Below are 18,284 nucleotides of genomic sequence, written 5' to 3'. Positions count from 1 at the left end.
CCCGTCCTAGGCCTGCTGTTGCAGGAAAACTATACGGAGGTCGGCGTCCTGCACGTAGATCCAGTGCCCGTCAGTGCGTGAGCAGAGCGATGCACTCCACGTGGTGGGTGAGCGGAAACGCGTCGAAAGCGCGGACGGTGTCGAGCCGGTACCCCTCGTGGAGGTAGAGGCCGAGGTCGCGGGCGAACGACGCCGGATCACACCCGACGTGCACGATGCGTTCGGCACCTGCCGCTGCGACCGCCGCGATCACGTCCCGTCCGGCGCCGGTGCGGGGCGGGTCGAGCACCACCACGCGCGGCGGTGTGGCGAGTTCGGGCAGTGCACGTTCGACGCGCTCCGGGTGGAATCGGACCTGCGGCAGATCTGCCAGTGCCGCCCTCCCGTCGGAGACAGCCTGTCTCGAAGACTCCACCGACTCCACGAGCCCGGCGCGTCCCAGCGCCGCCGCGAACACACCGACGCCGCCGTACAGATCCCATGCCGTGTCACCCGCCGATACACCGGCCCACTCCGCGACCACAGTCGAATACGTCTGCGCGGCCCCGCGGTGCGCCTGCCAGAATCCGGTGGCAGCCAACGTCCATTCTCTGTTCTGGACCCGTTCCCGCGGCCGCCCGGACCCCTCGAACACCCGCTCGGCTCGGGGCGCCCCACCCGCGGCCCGTCGCGCTGTGGCACCCCGTCGACCGGGACTGGTGCGTCCCGTCTTCGACACTTTCGGCGGCGCGATCTCGACAATGTGACGCTCGCCGGCACCGTCGAGAACGATCTGGACCTCGCTGCCCGGCGTCCACTCGTGGTCGGCGATGCCGTGATAGGCAGCAGGCTCGATCTGCGGGCACTCGAGGTCGGTGACAATCCCCGAACTCCGGTGCCGGTGATAACCCGGCCGCCCCTCTTCATCGACCGCCAACCGCACCCGGGTGCGCCAGCCGGTTCCGTCGCTGGTCCCGGGCAGTTCCTCGACGTCCACATTCCGGTCCACACGTGCGAGCCGCATCAATTGCTCCGAGATGATCTGCGACTTCATCTGTCGCTGGAAATCCAGGCGGGCGTGGGATAAATCACAGCACCCCGCGCCCCCAGGTCCCGATATCGGGCACATCGGTGCAATCCGGTCCGGCGACCCCTCCAGAATGTCGACGGCGTCGGCGCGGCAATAGGAGCCGCCGCGATCTTCGGTAACAACCGCAGAGACCCGCTCGCCCGGCAGGCCGTGCCGCACGAACACCACCCTGCCCTCGTGCCGGGCGACGACGAATCCACCGTGCCCCGGATTGCCCAGCGTCAGCTCGAGGCGCCGACCGGACCAGTTCTCACTCAACGCAGCCATCCATCATTTCTCTTCGGGTTCGTACCCGCGCCGCGTGGCGCCGGCGGTGTACTCGACACCGAGTGTCTTCGCCTTCTCCGACGAATTCAGCTGCCACGGAACGCTGGTCACCATCACACCGGGCTGGAACAACAACCGGCTCTTCAGCCGCAGCGCGCTCTGGTTGTGCAGGGTCTGCTCCCACCAGTGACCGACGACGTACTCGGGAATGAAAACGGTGACGACGTCGCGTGGGGCGTCCTTGCGGACTCGGCGCACATAGTCGAGGACAGGTTTGGTGATTTCGCGGTACGGCGATTCGATGACCTTGAGCGGCACCGCGATGTCGCTCTTCTCCCACTGCCGCACCAGCGCACGCGTATCCGGTTCGTCGACGTTGACCGTGATGGCTTCGAGAGTGTCGGGCCGGGTGGCGCGGGCGTATGCGAGTGCGCGCATGGTTGGCATGTGGAGCTTGGACACCAGGACGATCGAGTGGGTCCGACTGGGTAGCACACCGTCCCACTCCTGCTCCTCGAGTTCGGCAGTGACACTGTCGTAGTGCTTCCGGATCATCTTCATCACCGCGAAGATGGCCACCATCGCGACGAGGGCGATCCACGCCCCCGCCGCGAACTTGGTGATCAACACGATGATCAGAACTGCCGCGGTCATGGCGAGGCCGATGGAGTTGATCACCCGGGAACGTTGCATCCGGCGACGTTGCCGCGGATCGGTCTCCGACGCGAGGTGCCGGGTCCAGTGCCGGATCATCCCGGTCTGGCTCAAGACGAACGAGACGAACACCCCGACGATGTAGAGCTGGATCAGCTTCGTGACCTCGGCGCCGAAGAGGACGACAAAGGCGATTGCCGCACCGGAGAGAAAGAGGATGCCGTTGCTGAACGCGAGCCGGTCACCACGGGTGTGCAACTGCCGCGGCAGGTATCTGTCCTGCGCCAGGATGGAACCCAGGACCGGGAAACCGTTGAATGCCGTGTTGGCCGCAAGCACGAGGATGAGGGCCGTCACGACGGCGATGAAGTAGAAGCCGACGGGAAATCCCCCGAACACCGTCTCGGCCACCTGAGCGATCAGCGTCTTCTGTTCGTAGTCGCTCGGCGCGCCGATCAACTGCTCAGCGGGTTTGTGCGCGTATACGATCCCGATCTTCTGCGCCAGGATGATGATGCCCATCAGGAGCACGATCGCGATGGTCCCGAGCAGGAGAAGCGTAGTGGCCGCGTTCCTGGACTTCGGTTTGCGGAACGCGGGAACACCGTTGCTGATGGCCTCCACACCGGTGAGCGCCGCGCATCCGGAGGAGAAAGCGCGGGCTATGAGGAAGGCGAAGGCGATGCCGTACAGGTGGGAGTCCTCGGCCGCGAGTTCGAACCCCGCAGATTCGGCCTGCAGGTCTTCGTCGAGGACGTAGATGCGGAAGAGCCCCCAGCACAGCATCAGCACCATGCCGAAGATGAAGGCATACGTCGGAATCGCGAACGCGATACCGGATTCGCGGATACCGCGAAGGTTGATCGCGGTGAGCAGGACGATGGCCGCCACCGCGAAGAGAACCTTGTGCTGCGACACGAATGGCACGGCCGAGCCGATATTGGAAGCTGCCGAAGAGATGGACACCGCCACGGTGAGCACGTAGTCGACCAGCAGCGCGCTGCCGACGGTCAGGCCGGCAGTGGGACCCAGGTTGACCGTGGCGACTTCGTAGTCGCCGCCGCCCGACGGATAGGCATGTACGTTCTGCCGATAGCTGGCTACCACCACTGCCATCACCGCGGCAACGGCAAGTCCGATCCACGGCGTGTACGCGTACGCGGAGATGCCAGCCACCGACAACACCAGGAAGATTTCCTCGGGCGCGTACGCGACCGAGGACATCGCATCGGATGCGAAGACCGGTAGTGCGATTCTTTTGGGAAGCAGCGTGTGCCCGAGCTTGTCGCTCCGGAAGGGTCTGCCGAGCAGTAGCCGCTTGGTGGCGGTCGAGAGCTTTGACACCGGCAAAGCGTAAGCCGTCCACGGAAAACCTGGACCCTCACCCACCAAAGTGTCCGGATTGCGATCTGTGTCTCGGTTGCTCTTTGGCCTGGGCACTGTACGGTTCGATTCGGTACGCACGTACTCGGGACGTGACACCACAAGTCCATGAACGGAGCAACAGGTGTATGTGGTCATCATGGGATGCGGCCGAGTCGGCTCGTCTCTCGCCGGCTCGCTGACCCGCATCGGCCATGACGTCGCGGTCATCGACCGCGATCCGGCCGCATTTCTGCGACTCGACCCCGACTTTCCCGGACGCACGGTCGTCGGAATGGGGTTCGACCGCGATGTCCTGGTGAAGTCCGGAATCGAACGGGCCGAGGCCTTCGCCGCCGTGTCTTCGGGCGACAACTCCAACATCATTTCGGCACGTGTGGCGCGGGAGACGTTCGGCGTCGAGCGCGTAGTCGCCCGCATCTACGACGCGAAGCGCGCCGCCGTCTACGAGCGGCTCGGAATCCCCACCGTCGCCACGGTCCCCTGGTCGACGGATCGTTTCCTGCACACCCTGACTCGTGACAGCCAGACCGCCAAGTGGCGTGATCCTTCGGGAACCGTTGCCGTCACGGAACTGTCGCTCCACGAGGACTGGGTCGGCAGGCCGATCACCGAACTCGAGGCCGCCACCACGTCACGGGTCGCCTTCATCATCCGATTCGGAACCGGCATCCTGCCCGACCGCAAGACGATCTTCCAGGCCGACGATCAGGTGTACATCGCTGCCGTGTCCGGAACCGTCGCCGAAGCTGTCGCTCTCGCGGGCAATCCCCCACCCTCGGAGAACTGAATGACAGTGAGAAAGTTCACGATCGAACGCCCGAACGGAAGAAGCCGATGAGAGTCGCAATCGCAGGCGCGGGTGCCGTAGGGCGCTCCATTGCCCGGGAACTGGTGCGCAGCGAACACGATGTCATGCTGATCGAGCGCAAGCTCGACCATGTCGAGCAGGAATCCGTGCCCGAGGCCACCTGGGTGCATGCCGACGCCTGTGAATTGAGTAGCCTCGAGGCGGCGACCCTGGAAACGTACGAGGTGGTCATCGCCGCCACCGGCGACGACAAGGCGAATCTCGTCCTCAGTCTCCTTGCCAAAACCGAGTTCGGAGTCCGCCGCGTCGTGGCACGCGTCAACGATCCCCGCAACGAATGGCTGTTCGACGAGTCGTGGGGCGTCGACGTCGCTGTGTCCACGCCGCGCATGCTGGCGTCGCTCGTCGAGGAGGCGGTGTCGGTCGGCGACCTCGTGCGCCTCATGACCCTCCGCCAGGGACAGGCCAACCTCGTGGAGGTCACTTTGCCCGACAACACGCCTCTGGCGGGCAAAGCCGTTCGCAAGCTCCGGTTGCCTCGCGATGCCGCGCTGGTCACCATCCTTCGCGGCGGCCGAGTGATCGTGCCGCAGGGGGACGATCCACTCGAGGGCGGCGACGAGCTACTCTTCGTCGCCGGTGTCGACGTCGAAGACGAGCTCCGGGCCGCTGTCGGCCTCTCCTAGCCTCAACTCTGGACCTAATTGACGGCCGGAACATCGGGCGCGGCAACACTTTACATCCACACCTGCCGCCCTAAGGGGACCGTGGATCCTCGCGCGGCCCACCCGCCTCCGTATCGTCGCTCGGCTCCGCAGCCTCCGTATCGTCGCTCGGCTCCGCAGCCTCCGTGGGCCCCGGCTCGACGATCCGATCAGCGCGCCGTACCGCCCAAATCGTTACCAGCAGTGCCAGTCCGGCGAGCGGCCACCCCATCGCGATGCGCGCCACGGCGAGCCAGCCGGTGTGATCCGAATCATACAACTGCGACTGCACGAGGTACCGGGCACCGAAAACCAACGCCCAGGCTGCTGTCGCCACGTCGTAGGCCCGCACTGCGCCTCGGTGTCGTCTCCACACATTCCCGTGACCGTTCAAGAAGCCCCAGATGATGCCGACGATCGGCCAGCGCACAAGAATCGAGCCCAGGAACACCGCCGCGTACGCGAGGCTGGTGTAGATCCCGAACAGAAAGTAGCCCTTCGCGTCACCGGTGCGATAGGCGATGAAAGCAGAAATGCCGACACCGAAGAAACCGGAGATGGCCGGTTGCACGGGACTGCGCCGAATGATCCGCCAGACGAGTATCGCCACCGCAACCCCGAGGGCGGCCCAGATGGCCGGGCCCAGACCCCACACCCCGTTGACCGGAACAAAGACGAGGATGGGCAGTGTGGAATAGATCAGCCCGCTGAACCCACCGAGCTGCTCGAGGACGGACTGCTGCTTCGTTTCGGTCACTCGACGAGAGTGCCACACCAAACGAGAGCTACGATTCGCCCCGCAACTCGTAGTAAGGGTTGAAGATCACCTTCTGGCCGCCGCGGTCGCCCACTCGACCACGCACCAACAGGGTTTTACCAGGTTCGATACCCGGAATCCTGCGTCGCCCGATCCAGACCAGCTTGACCTGTTCGGTGCCGTCGAAGAACTCCGCTTCGATGCTGGCATTGCCGGACTTGGGACACGCCTCGACGCTGCGGAGCCGTCCCAGCATGGTTACTTCCTCACCGCGGCTGCAGTCGCAGGCGCGCTGCGCGCCGGACGCCTGAGACGTCTCAGCCATTTCCTCGGCGTCAAGCTGCTCGAGGTCTTCGGTGAGCCTGCGAGTGAGCCGACGAAAATATCCTGCCGTGGCGGGTGCCATTGCGCGCTCCTGGAGCATGTGCGGCACGAGATCTTCGCGCCGCTCGTAGGGCTGTGTAGTCGCCACTGTAGACCCAATACTTCGCGGCAACCACACCACCGGAGTCGCACCGTGATGGACCAGGCAAGATCACCTCATGCCCTCGACCTACCGGCCACGCACGGCCGTGGTTCTCCCGGGAACGGGATCCGATGCGGACTTCGTCGCACGCGCCTTCACCGAGCCACTTGCCCTCCGTGGTGTGCGCACGCTGGCCGTTGACCCGGACCCTCGCAGGGTCGTCGGAAGCTACGTGGATGCACTCGACGCTGCCGCCTCGACCGATGAACCGATTCTCGTCGGTGGAGTCTCCATCGGGGCCGCTGTTGCGCTGCAGTGGGCCGCCGCTCACCACGATCAGGTGGCCGGTGTGCTGGCGGCACTACCGGCCTGGACCGGTTGCGCCGATGATGCACCCGCGGCCGCAAGCGCGCGGTTCACCGCGGCCCGCCTGCGAGCGGACGGCCTCGAACGGGTGACCGCCGACATGGTCGCCTCGAGCCCGCCTTGGCTCGGACGTGAACTGGCGAAGTCGTGGCGGTCGCAATGGCCGCATCTTCCGGCAGCCCTGGACGAGGCGTCGCGATACCACGGCCCCGGCGAAAACGACCTCCGACGGATAGACGTGCCGGTCGGCATCGCTGCGGCCACCGACGACGCCGTTCACCCCATCGAGGTGGCCCGGACGTGGGCCACTCGGCTACCGCACGCCGCCTTGGTAACCGTGTCGCTCGACGAGGTCGGCGCGGACCCGGCGGTACTCGGATACGCAAGTCTGCGCGCACTGGACTCGGTGCTGCGCCTGTCCTGAGTTCGTCAGCGGCCCAGCTGCTGCATCGCCGACCCGGATTCGCCGCGCCGCTGTTGCGGCGGACTCGGGGCGGCAGGCGGTTCCGGCTGCCTGTTCTGGGGTTGCGCGGGAGCCGTCGGTGGTTGCGTCCCGGCTTGCTGCTGGGCCAACTGCTGCTGGTGCGCCGCTGCGAGTTGCTCGGCGAGGACCTGCGGCAGGACGACCGGCAACGGGGTGCGTACCGGGTGCGGTTCGGTTCCCCGCTTGACCACGGTGTCCCGCAGGATGGCCCGCGCCGTGGCAACCAGGTCCGAGTCGGCGGTGTTTGCGCCACTGGGACCGGCGACGACGCAACGCACCATCCACCGGTAACCGTCGACGCCGATGAAGCGCAGGTCGGCGTTCGGCGTCACAGCGACAACCTCTCGCCCCCACGGTCCGTTCTCGATGCTGACGGCCGCGTTGTCGCCCCTCAGTGATTCGGCGAGATCGCCGGCCACTTCCCGCCACTGGCCGGGCGACTTGGGTGCGGCGTACGCCGCGACCGTGACCCGTCCGTGCTGGGTGACGAGATGAACGGCCTGCGGCGAACCATCGGGCGCCATCTCGACCTGCAACTGGGCGCCCTGCGGCATCGGGACGAGAACCGAACCGAGATCGAGCCGGGTCCCCACCTCCCCCACTGTGAGGTCGGAGTCCGCCTCGAGGTCGTCGGCATCGTAGGGGCCACCGTCCAGGTCACCGACCGCGTCGTAGTCGTCGCCGGTGCCCATCTCGTCGTAGTCGTCAGCGGGGCTTCCCGCATCGGCGTCGGCGAAGAAAGCGGGATGATCGTCCTCGGCCTGGTTCTTCTTGCGGCGTCCGAACATGATCAGGCTCCTTCTCTGGCTTTGCCGACGAGGCTGGCATGGCCCCCACTCGACCCGTGTCCGTCCGTGCCACGTGTGGTGCCGTCGAGCAACTCCACCTCGACGAAGGACACCAACTCCACACGCTGCACCAGCAGTTGTGCGATGCGGTCGCCGCGGCGGATCTCGATCGGCGTCTCGCGATCGTGGTTGATCAGGCAGACCTTGATTTCACCGCGGTACCCCGCGTCGATGGTGCCGGGTGTGTTGACCACCGACAGTCCCGACTTCGCAGCCAGCCCTGACCGAGGATGAATCAGGCCGACAGTACCCACGGGCAGTGCGATCGCGATGCCCGTTCCGACGAGGGCGCGCTGACCGGGCTCGAGGGTGACATCGGTAGTACTGCACAGGTCAACACCGGCGTCGCCGTCGTGCACGCGGCGTGGTACCGGTATGGCTGGGTCCAGCCGTTGAAGGGCAACGGGCGGAAGGGCTGCAGTTCCTCCGAGAGGAAGGCCGGGAGATAGGTCGCTCACGTGCACCGAGCCTACTCGCAGACAGCGACTATCCTGGTGGCGTGTCAGAAACGTCCCGGCCCAAAGTCGCGCCCACCGACCGCACCTCGCCGACGCTGTACTCGGAACGCCTGTGGGTGCCCGTCTGGTGGTGGATCGCGGGACTCTTCGTGGCGGGATTGCTCGCTGCGGAAGTGCACATGGGAGCGCCCGGTATCCGCTCCTGGCTGCCCTACCTTCTACTGCTTCCCCTCCCGCTCTGGGGAGTGGTGTGGCTCAGCAGAACCAGAGTGGAACTCGTCGACGAGGCCGACGGCGTCCACCTCCGCGTCGGACAGGCTCATCTGCCGGTGAACGTGATTGCGCGTGTTGCCCAAGTCCCGGCGTCCGCCAAGAGTGCAGCGCTCGGACGGCAGCTCGACCCGGCGGCGTTCGTCCAGCACCGCGTGTGGGTGAAGACGATGGCCTTGATCGTCCTCGACGACCCCGAGGACCCGACGCCCTACTGGTTGATCAGCACCCGGCGGCCCGCCGAATTGCTGGCCGCCATCGATCGCGTGCGCCCACAGGCGCACTGAACGGTCCGTTCCCCAGGCACACTGAACGGTCCGTTCCCCAGGCACACTGAACGGACGGTGGTGATCCCACCGTCCGTCAAATGCACTCGTCCGTCAGGCTGCGCAGTCCCTGCACACCAGCACTCCACCGGCGTCGGTGGCGAGGCGGCTGCGGTGATGCACGAGGAAGCAGCTCGAACAGGTGAACTCGTCGGCCTGCTTGGGGACGACCCGCACCGAGAGCTCCTCGCCCGACAGGTCGGCGCCCGGGAGTTCGAACGATTCCGCGGTGTCGGTTTCGTCTACGTCGACGACAGCCGACTGAGCCTCATTGCGTCGCGCCTTGAGCTCCTCCAGCGAATCCTCCGAAACCTCGTCGGACTCCGTTCGCCGCGGTGCGTCGTAGTCAGTTGCCATGTCGTCTTCCCCTCATCTTCTTTCATGTATCCCGGCCCCGCGGGTCCGTCGACTTCGAGTTGGTCGATCGTCCACACGAAAACCGCCTCGGCGCAGATCACACCCTGCGGCTGCACAACGCTGCAGCAGGTGGGTAAGTGCCCGGAACCAGCTCCCGGGAACATGACGTGCGCCTCACTTCGTCTCTTCTGTCGCCCTCGTCGCGCGTGCTTTTAACGACTGGGGCCGCCAGACAGTAGCCGAAGGGAGTACAAAAGTCGTAACCGAATCCACCGATCGCGCAAATTGTCTGCTAATCGTCACCAACACCACAGCAAGCTGTGACATTCCACAACAGGGACGGGTACGGGTATATGACACGGGTGGGATCTAAGGTAGGTGCCGAACCTGCGCCACGACGTGTGGCCGGGCCCTGAACCGATGCGCTGTACGGGCGGAACGTACCCAGCGCTGTTCGTAGGAGAGGTCGAGGCACACTGTGGTTTCACTGATCACCGAAGGCAGCTCGCGCGACGAGAACGGTCGGCCGTTCCGGCGACGACGGGCGCTGCCCGTTCTCGTGGTGTTCACGGTTCTCGCCCTACTCGGCGCCGTGGTGTGGGCCGGCATTCTCGGCGAGGACGAGGATCTCGCCACCACCGTGGATTGCAATGCGCCCGCACCTGCGGCACAGCCGGCGGATCCGCCGCAGCAGACGCTGGGCGAGAAGGTGGACGCTTCGACGCTCCGGGACGTCGACCCGGCCGCGCTGTCCGCGACCAAGGTGCGCGTGTTCAACGCGAACGGCGAGCACGGTCAGGCGGCCCAGGTGGCCGCGCAGCTGAGCGACTACGGATTCGCGAGCGCGCCCGACGTCCAGGTAGGCAACGACCCGATCTATCTCGACCAGAACATGCAGTGCCAAGGGCAGCTGCGGTTCGGTCCTCACGGTCTCGCCGCCGCGAGTGCCGTCTGGCTGGTGGCACCCTGCGCGGAACTGATCCAGGATGCACGCCCTGACGACACCGTCGATCTCGCACTCGGCACCTACTTCCGGAAGATTTCGCCGAACACAGACGCCGAAGAGGTGTTGCGCTCCCTGAAGGATCCGCCCCCCGGCACCCAGCCCGCCCCGCTCGACATCGACCTGCTGAAGGCCGCTCGTACCGCCCGCTGCTGATCCAGACTTCGTTACTCCGGGATCGGCCGGTCGACCCCGACCTCCGCGAACAGTTCGTCGAGGGCGTCGGCGATGCCGGGGGCGGCAGCGACGACGATCTCCCCGTCCGTACCGGGGGTGTGCGGCGAAGGGACACGCACCCGTGCTCCCGCCTCCGCGGCGATCAGCGATCCGGCAGCCCAGTCCCAGGGGCTCAACCCGTGCTCGAAGTGAGCGTCCACCCGGCCTGAAGCGACCATGCACAGGTCGAGGGCCGCCGAACCGATGCGCCGGATGTCCCGCACCCGCGGCAGGACGTCGCGGATGAGCGCACCCTGAACCGCACGCCTGCCTGCGCCGTATCCGAACCCGGTGGCGAGCAGAGTCATCGACAGCTCGCTGACGGGGTTGCAGCGCAGTTCACTCACGCGGCCCTCCCCATCCGTCATGGTGGCACCGCTGCCCAACGCGGCGGAATACGTCGTATGCGCCGCCACGTCGACCACCGCCCCGGCGACCGACACTCCGTCGATCTGGGCCGCGACCGACACGGCGTAGGCCGGGACGCCGTACAAGAAGTTCACCGTGCCGTCGATCGGATCCACCACCCACCGCACGCCGTCGAGGGAATCCGCTTCTCCCCCACCCTCTTCCCCCAGAATCGCGTCAACGGGACGCCACTGCGCGAGGCGTTCCCGGATCACGTTTTCTGCCTCGGTGTCCACCACCGTCACGGGATCGGTGGGACTGCTCTTCGACGCCACGGAGTCGCCGGAGCCCACGCGGCTCCCGACGAGGCCGAACACCTCCGGTCGTCGGGCGCGGACATGAGCTGCGGCCTCCTGCGCGACCGCCACCGCAACCTCGAGCAGGTGTTGCGGATCGGCGTCGGCGTGGCCTCGGGCAGTGTCTCGACTCTGGGGTGCATGCACTCACCCATCGGATCACACTTCGACTGCCTCCCACCACCGCTGGAGGCCCGGTGGGGCTCCGTGTCATCCACCTCCGAACCGAGCCGCACCCGTTAGTGTGACGATCAGCAGGAGCGTAGGAAGAGCACGCCGCAGTCGACACGGAGGAGTAAAACGCCATGACCAAGACCGGGTTCGGTGTCGACGTCGGAGGCAGCGGCGTCAAGGGTGGTCTGGTGGACCTCGAAACCGGCAAGTTGATCGGGGATCGGATCAAGATCCTCACTCCGCAACCGTCCACGCCGGAGGCCGTCGCCGACACGGTCGCCGAGATCGTTCGCCAGGCGTCGTGGGACGGACCGGTCGGAATCACCCTGCCGAGCGTGGTCACCGGCGGAGTCGCACGCTCCGCGGCGAACATCGACAAAAAGTGGATCGGCACGGACGCCCGGGCATTGTTCGGGAAAGCGCTCGGTGGACGGACGGTCACCGTCCTCAACGACGCCGACGCCGCCGGGATCGCCGAGGACGCCCTCGGCGCCGGTAGGGACGCCAAGGGTGTCATCATCCTGCTCACCTTCGGCACGGGCATCGGATCGGCGATCCTGCACGACGGCGTCCTCCTTCCCAACACCGAGTTCGGGCACATGGAAGTGGACGGCAAGGAGGCCGAGCATCGCGCGGCGTCCTCGGTGAAGGAAGACAAAGATCTTTCGTACAAGGAATGGGCCGTCGAGGTGTCTCGAGTGCTGACGCGCTTCGAAGACCTCCTGTGGCCCGACTTGTTCATCGCCGGCGGCGGTATCAGCCGCAAACACGAGAAGTGGATCCCGCATCTCACCAACCGGACCACCGTCGTACCTGCTGCCCTCCTCAACACGGCGGGCATCGTCGGCGCTGCTCTGGCGGTCGAAACGGGCATCGCTCCGTAACTGTTTCGGATAGGTCGTTACAATGGAAGAGCCCGGCTGCGCGCCGGCAAAACCAGTAGACCTCTCCGCCGGATGACCACTCTGGCGTGACGCCGCACGACACCGTCACGAAAGGGCGTACGTGGCAGCCACCGATACACGTCAGACTGCTGATTCGACTTCAGAGTCAGGACCGGAAGCACCAGTCGCAGAGGCAGCCGACGGAACTGCTCCCGCAGCCGAGGAAGCTCCCGCGAAGAAGGCTCCGGCCAAGAAGGCTCCCGCCAAGAAAGCGGCGGCAAAGAAGGCTCCTGCCAAGAAAGCAGCAGCAAAGAAGGCGGGCGGCAAGAAGGCCACGTCCGGCAAGACCGGCGACGGTGAGGACGGTCCCGACGAGGATGTCGCGGACATCGAGGACATCGACATCACCGAAGGAGACCTCGCCGAGGTCGAATCCGATGTCGTCGAGGTAGTCGCAGTCGGCGAGGAAGACGAAACCGAGGAGCCGTCCGACAAGGACAAGGCATCCGGCGACTTCGTCTGGGACGAGGAAGAGTCGGAGGCGCTCCGCCAGGCTCGTAAGGACGCCGAACTGACGGCCTCGGCCGACTCGGTCCGCGCCTACCTGAAGCAGATCGGCAAGGTCGCCCTCCTGAACGCCGAGGAGGAGGTGGAGCTCGCCAAGCGGATCGAGGCGGGCTTGTACGCCACGCAGATCATGCAGGAGCTCGCCGACTCAGGCGAGAAGCTCCCCGCCGCCCAGCGCCGCGACATGAGCTGGATCTGCCGCGACGGCAACCGCGCCAAGAACCATCTACTCGAGGCGAACCTTCGCCTCGTGGTGTCCTTGGCCAAGCGCTACACCGGTCGCGGTATGGCCTTCCTCGACCTCATCCAGGAGGGCAACCTAGGCCTCATCCGTGCAGTCGAGAAGTTCGACTACACCAAGGGTTACAAGTTCTCGACCTACGCCACGTGGTGGATCCGCCAGGCCATCACCCGCGCCATGGCGGACCAGGCACGCACCATCCGTATCCCGGTACACATGGTGGAGGTCATCAACAAGCTCGGCCGCATCCAACGGGAGCTGCTCCAGGATCTGGGTCGCGAACCCACCCCCGAAGAGCTCGCGAAAGAAATGGACATCACGCCGGAGAAGGTGCTGGAGATCCAGCAGTACGCCCGTGAGCCCATCTCCCTCGACCAGACCATCGGCGACGAGGGCGACAGCCAGCTCGGTGACTTCATCGAGGACTCCGAAGCTGTCGTGGCCGTCGACGCGGTGTCGTTCACGCTATTGCAGGATCAGCTGCAATCGGTACTCGAGACGCTGTCCGAACGCGAGGCAGGTGTCGTCCGGCTCCGCTTCGGGTTGACCGACGGACAGCCTCGCACCCTCGACGAGATCGGGCAGGTGTACGGCGTGACGCGCGAACGCATCCGTCAGATCGAGTCGAAGACGATGTCGAAGCTACGGCACCCGTCCCGGTCCCAGGTCCTGCGCGACTACCTGGACTAGGCGCACACATTGCACGGCGATGCCCCCGAACTTCCGAGTTTCGGGGGCATCGCCGTATTGATGTCCGCGTAGTTGCTGTCGCGCCGCAGCGACTCGTATCAGGCGTCGTCAGGTGCTTGCTCGTACGCGCAGCCAGGTCTCGGCGACTGGTTCGACCACCCGGGCCGCGATGGGTCCGATAACAGCCATCAAGAGAACGTAGGCCGTAGCGAGGGCGACCAGTTTGCCCTCCACCGCGCCGGCGGACACAGCGAGTCCGGCGATGACAATCGAGAACTCACCCCGCGCAATCAGTGCCACCCCGGCTCGGGCGCGGCCGAGGCGGCCGACGCCCTGCCGTTTGGCCGCCCACGCACCGGTGATCATCTTCGTCAGGGCTGTGATGACCGCCAGCAGGGCGGCCCAGCCGAGGACCGGGGGAATCGCCATCGGATCCGTACTGAGCCCGAACACCACGAAGAACATGGCGGCAAAAAGGTCGCGGAGCGGCTCGAGGACACGACTCGCGTTGTGCGCGGTGGAACCGGAAATCGCAATTCCGAGAAGGAAGGCTCCCACCGCGGCAGAAACCTGCATAGCCGAACTGATTCCGGCGATCAACAGGGCGGCGCCGAGCAACTTCAACAACAACGTCTCGCTGTCCGGGCTGTCCAGTACAGCAGAGACGTAACGTCCGTACCGCAGCGCGATCACGAGGACGACCGAAATCACGACCAGCGAGATACCGACCGCTTCGAGGCCACCGGCGAAACTGACACCGGCGAGCAGAGCGGTGAGGATCGGCAGGTAGACCGCCATCGCGAGGTCCTCGAACACGAGGATGGACAGCACGACAGGAGTTTCCCGGTTGCCGAGGCGGCCGAGATCGGTCAGTACCTTCGCGATGATGCCCGAAGACGAGATATAGGTGACGCCGCCCAGCACCACGGCCCCGGTGGTCCCCCAACCGAGAAAAAGGGCGACCGCGGCACCGGGCGCCGCGTTGAGGACCAGATCGACGACACCCGCCATCCACGATCGGCGCAAACCGGTGACGAGCTCGGAGGCCGTGTACTCCAGTCCGAGGAGCAACAGCAGCAGCACGACACCGATCTCGCTGGCGATATGGCTGAACTCACTGATGTCCCCGAGTGGGACGAATCCCCCACTGCCGAAACACAATCCGCCCAAGAGGTAGAACGGGATCGGCGACATACCGAATCGTGCAGCCAGACGGCCGAGAAGGCCGAGCGCGAAGAACACCGCGCCCAGTTCGATGAGCGCGAGCGTGGTGGTGTTCACGGGGCTGTCAGCCGTTGGCCAGGAGCTTGGCCGCTGCGTCCAGTCCCTCTGTAGTTCCGACGGTAACGAGAAGATCGCCCGATGTGAGCATGAAGTCCGGCTTCGGTGACGGGTACACCTGACCCGCCCGCATCACCGCGACGATCGAGACGCCGGTCCGGGTGCGCATCGCAGTGTCCCCGAGCGGACGACCGTCGAATCGGGATCCTTCTTTGATGTAGAGCTGCTTCGTGCGGATCCCCGGGAGGTCGCGATGCTCCTCCTCCAACTGGGCCACCAGCTGCGGCGCCCCCAGCAAATTGCTGAGAACCGCCGCTTCCTCGGTACTCAGCGGTAGGGACGCGGCGCATGCGTCGGGGTCGTCCTGCTTCGAGACGATGAGGTCTGTCCGACCGTCACGATGGCTGACGACACCGATACGACGACCGGAAGCGAGAACGAAGTCCTTACGTACTCCGATACCCGGTAGAGGCGTCACTTCTACGTTCATATCTCCACGTTAGTCCCGCGGGGGATTTGGCCGCGGTGGGCGCGCGAGAGTCGCGTTCCCGTTACGGGCGCAACTCGCATTCTCGATCACGCCAGAGCGGAAAACCGGCCGTCGGCACCTGGCCGGTAGTGCTCCACCGCCATCACCGCGGCCGAGGGCAACGGCCCGTAGAGGTGGGGGAAGCGCATCGAGGAGGGGTCGGTCGGGACTCCGGGCTCCCACTTCACCGGCGAGCCGAGGGCCGTCGGATCGAGCCACAGCACCACCAGATCCGTGCGCCCCGCGAAGAGCCTGTTGGCGGGCAGATGCACCTGAGCCGGGGTCGAGAGGTGGACGAATCCGTCGGCGCCGAACGTCTCGGGTACCCGCCGCCCGCTACGGGTCGCCACCTGCCAGTCGTCGCGGCTACAGATATGCACGAGCGGCTGTTCGGAATTCACTCGGCGAGAATAGCGTTCCAACAAGTCCGGCGAATCAGCTGTCAGCGAACTCATACCGCGGAGTCTGTTCACATCTGCCCTCTTCACGGGCTGTTGTGCTGATTTTTGAGCTGTTTCGTGTGTGATGCAACACTGTGAAACGCCTACGGGAACAACGCGTAAACCGCAAACGTCTGACAGAGTAGATTCACCGCGCCACCCCGACGCGGCGGACCAGGCCCCAGGCAACTCGGCATCAGCCGAAAGCCAGTACGGAGGAGTCATGCCCGGAACACTGACCAGCCCCCCGTTGACCGCAGCCGATCGCTGCGACCGGTGCGGTGCGGGAGCTCGCGTTCGCGCGGTACTCCCCACCGGAGGAGAGTTGCTCTTCTGCGGTCACCACGCCAACGAGCACGCAGACCGTCTTCGCGAGATGAACGCCACGATCGTGTCCGAAGCCGAACCTGCAATCTGATACGTCAGCCCGGGTGACCCGTCCCAGGCTCACCTCTTCAGAACAGAGACCGGCGAGTGCTCCACTCGCCGGTCTCTTCTGTGTCAGCTCCGCATATTCACCGACCTACCACTGCCGGAGGGTCGCGATCCGGTCGGTGAGCTGCTCTACGGTGGCGATGGCCGTCGGCGGTCCACCACACACACGACGAAGTTCGCCGTGAATGGTGCCGTGCGGCTTACCGGTCCTGTGGTGGTGCATCGCGACGAGACTGTTCAACTCGCGACGGAGCTGCGCGAGCTGTCCGGCTGCTGCGGCTCGCTCGGCAACCTGCGGAACCGGCGGCGCAACGGCAGCCGGGGCTTCCGGCTTGTTGATCTGCTCCTGCTGGCGTTGACGAAGAAGCGCACGCATCTGCTCGGCGTCGAGGAGTCCCGGCAACCCCAGGTAATCCGCCTCCTCGTCCGAACCCGAGAAGGTAGCCGTCCCGAAGGACGATCCGTCGTAGATCACCTGATCGAGTTCCGCATCGGCGCCGATCGAGGTGAACGCTTTCTCGTCTTCCCCGAGCTCGTCCTTCTGCTTGTTGGCGTCGGCGAGGAGGTCGTCGTCGAACCCTTCCTTCTCACGATGTGGCTTCCCCAGCACGTGGTCTCGCTGCGCCTCGAGCTGGCTGGCCAGGTCGAGCAGCACGGGCACCGACGGAAGGAAGACGCTGGCGGTCTCGCCCTTGCGCCGCGACCGCACGAACCGTCCGATCGCCTGCGCGAAGTAGAGAGGGGTGGACGCACTGGTGGCGTAGACGCCGACAGCCAGACGCGGAACGTCGACACCCTCGGACACCATGCGGACGGCGACCATCCACTTCTGGGTGCTTGCGCCGAACTCCGCGATCCGCCTCGAGGCCGTCGGGTCGTCCGAGAGAACGACGACCGGTTCTTCGCCGGTCACGGCGGTCAAGGTCTGCGCGTACGCGCGAGCGACCGTCTGATCGGTGGCGATGACGAGTCCGCCCGCGTCGGGCATGCCACCTGCACGTAGCTGTCCGAGCCGGGTGTCGGCGGCGTGCAGCACAGCCGGAATCCAGTCACCTGCAGGGTCGAGCGCCGTCCGCCAGGCACGCGCGGTCTGTTCGGCGCTGAGCGGCTCGCCGAGTCGTGCCGAGAATTCCTCGCCCGCGTTGTTCCGCCACCGGGCCTCACCGGAATATGCGAGGAACACGACAGGTCGGACGACGCCGTCTGCCAGGGCGTCGGAATATCCGTACGAGTGGTCGGCCTTCGACCGGAGGAGGCCCTCGCGGTCGGGTTCGTACGTCACGAAGGGGATAGCGCTGTCGTCGCTTCGGAACGGCGTTCCGGTCAGCGCGAGGCGGCGCGTGGCGTCGCCGAAAGCTTCACGAATCGCATCTCCCCAGCTCTTCGCGTCGCCGCCGTGGTGGATCTCGTCGAGAATCACCAGAGTCCGTCGGCTTTCGGTGCGGACCCGGTGCTTGAACGGGTGGGAAGCCACCTGTGCGTAGGTGACGACCACCCCCTGATAGTCGCTCGAGGTCTGCCCGGTCGAGTTCGAGAAGTAGGAGTCCAGCGCGATCCCGTTGCGGGTGGCCGACTCGGCCCACTGGTGCTTGAGGTGTTCGGTGGGCGCGACCACCGTCACTTGGTCGACCGTGCGATCACGGAGCAGTTCCGACGCCACCCGCAGGGCAAAGGTCGTCTTACCGGCGCCCGGCGTTGCGACCGCGAGGAAATCGCGCGGACCGGTGGACAGGTATTTGGTCAGGGCGCGGCGCTGCCACGCGCGCAGTGACCCTGCTGCCGGTCGAGCTGGTTCGGTCTGAGCGAGATACGCCTCGGTGCCCACTATCTGCGCCGCCCCGGGACCTACGGTCTCAGCACTCACTGGCGGCCCTCCGCTGACATGGCACTGTTTGCTGCA

20 protein-coding genes are annotated in these 18,284 nt (G+C 65.8%); 8 read left to right on the top strand and 12 right to left on the bottom strand.

From position 1 onward, the window contains the following. Positions 1-70: 70 nt before the first annotated feature. Both NOF53_RS24455 and NOF53_RS24450 read right to left on the bottom strand, forming a co-directional pair. Positions 71-1,327, bottom strand: coding sequence for a class I SAM-dependent RNA methyltransferase (locus NOF53_RS24455; RefSeq protein ID WP_255973780.1), 1,257 nt, complete (start codon positions 1,325-1,327; stop codon positions 71-73). A 12-nt stretch (positions 1,328-1,339) separates the two neighbouring features. Then, positions 1,340-3,334: an APC family permease gene (locus NOF53_RS24450; protein WP_255973701.1), complete on the bottom strand. Its 1,995-nt coding sequence runs from the start codon at positions 3,332-3,334 to the stop codon at positions 1,340-1,342. A gap of 163 nt (positions 3,335-3,497) precedes the next feature. Here NOF53_RS24450 and NOF53_RS24445 point away from each other — a divergent pair, with 163 nt between their 5' ends. Together NOF53_RS24445 and NOF53_RS24440 are read left to right on the top strand one after the other, a co-directional pair. Next, complete coding sequence (locus NOF53_RS24445; protein ID WP_255973699.1) at positions 3,498-4,163, top strand: potassium channel family protein; 666 nt, start codon at positions 3,498-3,500, stop codon at positions 4,161-4,163. Positions 4,164-4,210: 47 nt separating this feature from the next. Then, entirely contained in the window at positions 4,211-4,870 is a 660-nt protein-coding gene (locus tag NOF53_RS24440; RefSeq protein WP_255973697.1) for a potassium channel family protein, read from the top strand. Between the two features lie 70 nt (positions 4,871-4,940). On the opposite strand, the gene NOF53_RS24435 is transcribed toward NOF53_RS24440, so the two are convergent. Together NOF53_RS24435 and NOF53_RS24430 are read right to left on the bottom strand one after the other, a co-directional pair. After that, entirely contained in the window at positions 4,941-5,645 is a 705-nt protein-coding gene (locus NOF53_RS24435) for a DUF3159 domain-containing protein (protein ID WP_255973695.1), read from the bottom strand. 28 nt (positions 5,646-5,673) lie between these two features. Further along, on the bottom strand, positions 5,674-6,051 hold the full coding sequence (locus NOF53_RS24430; protein WP_255973778.1) for an OB-fold nucleic acid binding domain-containing protein: 378 nt from the start codon (positions 6,049-6,051) through the stop codon (positions 5,674-5,676). A gap of 136 nt (positions 6,052-6,187) precedes the next feature. Here NOF53_RS24430 and NOF53_RS24425 point away from each other — a divergent pair, with 136 nt between their 5' ends. Beyond that, complete coding sequence (locus NOF53_RS24425; protein WP_255973693.1) at positions 6,188-6,901, top strand: alpha/beta fold hydrolase; 714 nt, start codon at positions 6,188-6,190, stop codon at positions 6,899-6,901. A gap of 5 nt (positions 6,902-6,906) precedes the next feature. Here the strand turns inward: NOF53_RS24425 and NOF53_RS24420 are convergent, their stop codons facing one another. Together NOF53_RS24420 and dut are read right to left on the bottom strand one after the other, a co-directional pair. Next, complete coding sequence (locus tag NOF53_RS24420; protein WP_255973691.1) at positions 6,907-7,749, bottom strand: DUF3710 domain-containing protein; 843 nt, start codon at positions 7,747-7,749, stop codon at positions 6,907-6,909. Between the two features lie 2 nt (positions 7,750-7,751). Next, entirely contained in the window at positions 7,752-8,273 is a 522-nt protein-coding gene (gene dut, locus NOF53_RS24415) for a dUTP diphosphatase (protein ID WP_255973689.1), read from the bottom strand. 35 nt (positions 8,274-8,308) lie between these two features. Between dut and NOF53_RS24410 the strand changes: the two genes are divergently transcribed. Continuing rightward, positions 8,309-8,824 (top strand): DUF3093 domain-containing protein, encoded by a 516-nt coding sequence (locus NOF53_RS24410; protein WP_255973688.1) that lies wholly within the window; start codon positions 8,309-8,311, stop codon positions 8,822-8,824. A 93-nt stretch (positions 8,825-8,917) separates the two neighbouring features. Here NOF53_RS24410 and NOF53_RS24405 read toward each other — a convergent pair whose 3' ends face one another. Next, positions 8,918-9,220: a DUF4193 domain-containing protein gene (locus NOF53_RS24405; protein WP_255973686.1), complete on the bottom strand. Its 303-nt coding sequence runs from the start codon at positions 9,218-9,220 to the stop codon at positions 8,918-8,920. 478 nt (positions 9,221-9,698) lie between these two features. On the opposite strand from NOF53_RS24405, the gene cei reads away from it, so the two are divergent. Next, on the top strand, positions 9,699-10,379 hold the full coding sequence (gene cei / locus NOF53_RS24400) for an envelope integrity protein Cei (protein WP_255973684.1): 681 nt from the start codon (positions 9,699-9,701) through the stop codon (positions 10,377-10,379). Positions 10,380-10,390: 11 nt separating this feature from the next. On the opposite strand, the gene NOF53_RS24395 is transcribed toward cei, so the two are convergent. Beyond that, positions 10,391-11,290: an inositol monophosphatase family protein gene (locus NOF53_RS24395; protein ID WP_308213865.1), complete on the bottom strand. Its 900-nt coding sequence runs from the start codon at positions 11,288-11,290 to the stop codon at positions 10,391-10,393. Positions 11,291-11,448: 158 nt separating this feature from the next. Here NOF53_RS24395 and ppgK point away from each other — a divergent pair, with 158 nt between their 5' ends. Both ppgK and NOF53_RS24385 read left to right on the top strand, forming a co-directional pair. Next, positions 11,449-12,201 (top strand): polyphosphate--glucose phosphotransferase, encoded by a 753-nt coding sequence (ppgK, locus tag NOF53_RS24390; protein ID WP_255973682.1) that lies wholly within the window; start codon positions 11,449-11,451, stop codon positions 12,199-12,201. A 121-nt stretch (positions 12,202-12,322) separates the two neighbouring features. Then, positions 12,323-13,699, top strand: coding sequence for an RNA polymerase sigma factor (locus NOF53_RS24385; protein ID WP_255973680.1), 1,377 nt, complete (start codon positions 12,323-12,325; stop codon positions 13,697-13,699). A 108-nt stretch (positions 13,700-13,807) separates the two neighbouring features. Here the strand turns inward: NOF53_RS24385 and NOF53_RS24380 are convergent, their stop codons facing one another. From NOF53_RS24380 to NOF53_RS24370, 3 genes are all read right to left on the bottom strand, one after another. After that, positions 13,808-14,980 (bottom strand): cation:proton antiporter, encoded by a 1,173-nt coding sequence (locus NOF53_RS24380; protein WP_255973678.1) that lies wholly within the window; start codon positions 14,978-14,980, stop codon positions 13,808-13,810. Between the two features lie 7 nt (positions 14,981-14,987). Then, positions 14,988-15,470: a cation:proton antiporter regulatory subunit gene (locus NOF53_RS24375; RefSeq protein WP_255973676.1), complete on the bottom strand. Its 483-nt coding sequence runs from the start codon at positions 15,468-15,470 to the stop codon at positions 14,988-14,990. Positions 15,471-15,556: 86 nt separating this feature from the next. Then, a complete protein-coding gene (locus NOF53_RS24370) occupies positions 15,557-15,910 on the bottom strand; it encodes a DUF952 domain-containing protein (RefSeq protein WP_255973674.1) in 354 nt (117 codons plus the stop codon). Between the two features lie 262 nt (positions 15,911-16,172). On the opposite strand from NOF53_RS24370, the gene NOF53_RS24365 reads away from it, so the two are divergent. Next, a complete protein-coding gene (locus NOF53_RS24365; RefSeq protein ID WP_255973672.1) occupies positions 16,173-16,367 on the top strand; it encodes a DUF7455 domain-containing protein in 195 nt (64 codons plus the stop codon). Positions 16,368-16,472: 105 nt separating this feature from the next. Here NOF53_RS24365 and NOF53_RS24360 read toward each other — a convergent pair whose 3' ends face one another. Then, entirely contained in the window at positions 16,473-18,248 is a 1,776-nt protein-coding gene (locus NOF53_RS24360; RefSeq protein WP_374212663.1) for a DEAD/DEAH box helicase, read from the bottom strand. Positions 18,249-18,284: the final 36 nt, after the last annotated feature.

The organism is Rhodococcus tibetensis, assembly GCF_024438035.1.
GTDB lineage: Bacteria > Actinomycetota > Actinomycetes > Mycobacteriales > Mycobacteriaceae > Rhodococcus_F > Rhodococcus_F tibetensis.
This window is presented reverse-complemented; position numbering and strand designations above follow the sequence as displayed.

What these genes read in the sequence shown, in the direction of transcription:
- NOF53_RS24420 (WP_255973691.1), bottom strand. Translation starts at nt 7,749, where the DNA reads ATGTTCGGACGCCGCAAGAAGAACCAGGCCGAGGACGATCATCCCGCT.
- ppgK (WP_255973682.1), top strand. Translation starts at nt 11,449, where the DNA reads ATGACCAAGACCGGGTTCGGTGTCGACGTCGGAGGCAGCGGCGTCAAG.
- NOF53_RS24440 (WP_255973697.1), top strand. Translation starts at nt 4,211, where the DNA reads ATGAGAGTCGCAATCGCAGGCGCGGGTGCCGTAGGGCGCTCCATTGCC.
- NOF53_RS24375 (WP_255973676.1), bottom strand. Translation starts at nt 15,470, where the DNA reads ATGAACGTAGAAGTGACGCCTCTACCGGGTATCGGAGTACGTAAGGAC.
- NOF53_RS24425 (WP_255973693.1), top strand. Translation starts at nt 6,188, where the DNA reads ATGCCCTCGACCTACCGGCCACGCACGGCCGTGGTTCTCCCGGGAACG.
- NOF53_RS24405 (WP_255973686.1), bottom strand. Translation starts at nt 9,220, where the DNA reads ATGGCAACTGACTACGACGCACCGCGGCGAACGGAGTCCGACGAGGTT.
- NOF53_RS24365 (WP_255973672.1), top strand. Translation starts at nt 16,173, where the DNA reads ATGCCCGGAACACTGACCAGCCCCCCGTTGACCGCAGCCGATCGCTGC.
- NOF53_RS24430 (WP_255973778.1), bottom strand. Translation starts at nt 6,051, where the DNA reads ATGGCACCCGCCACGGCAGGATATTTTCGTCGGCTCACTCGCAGGCTC.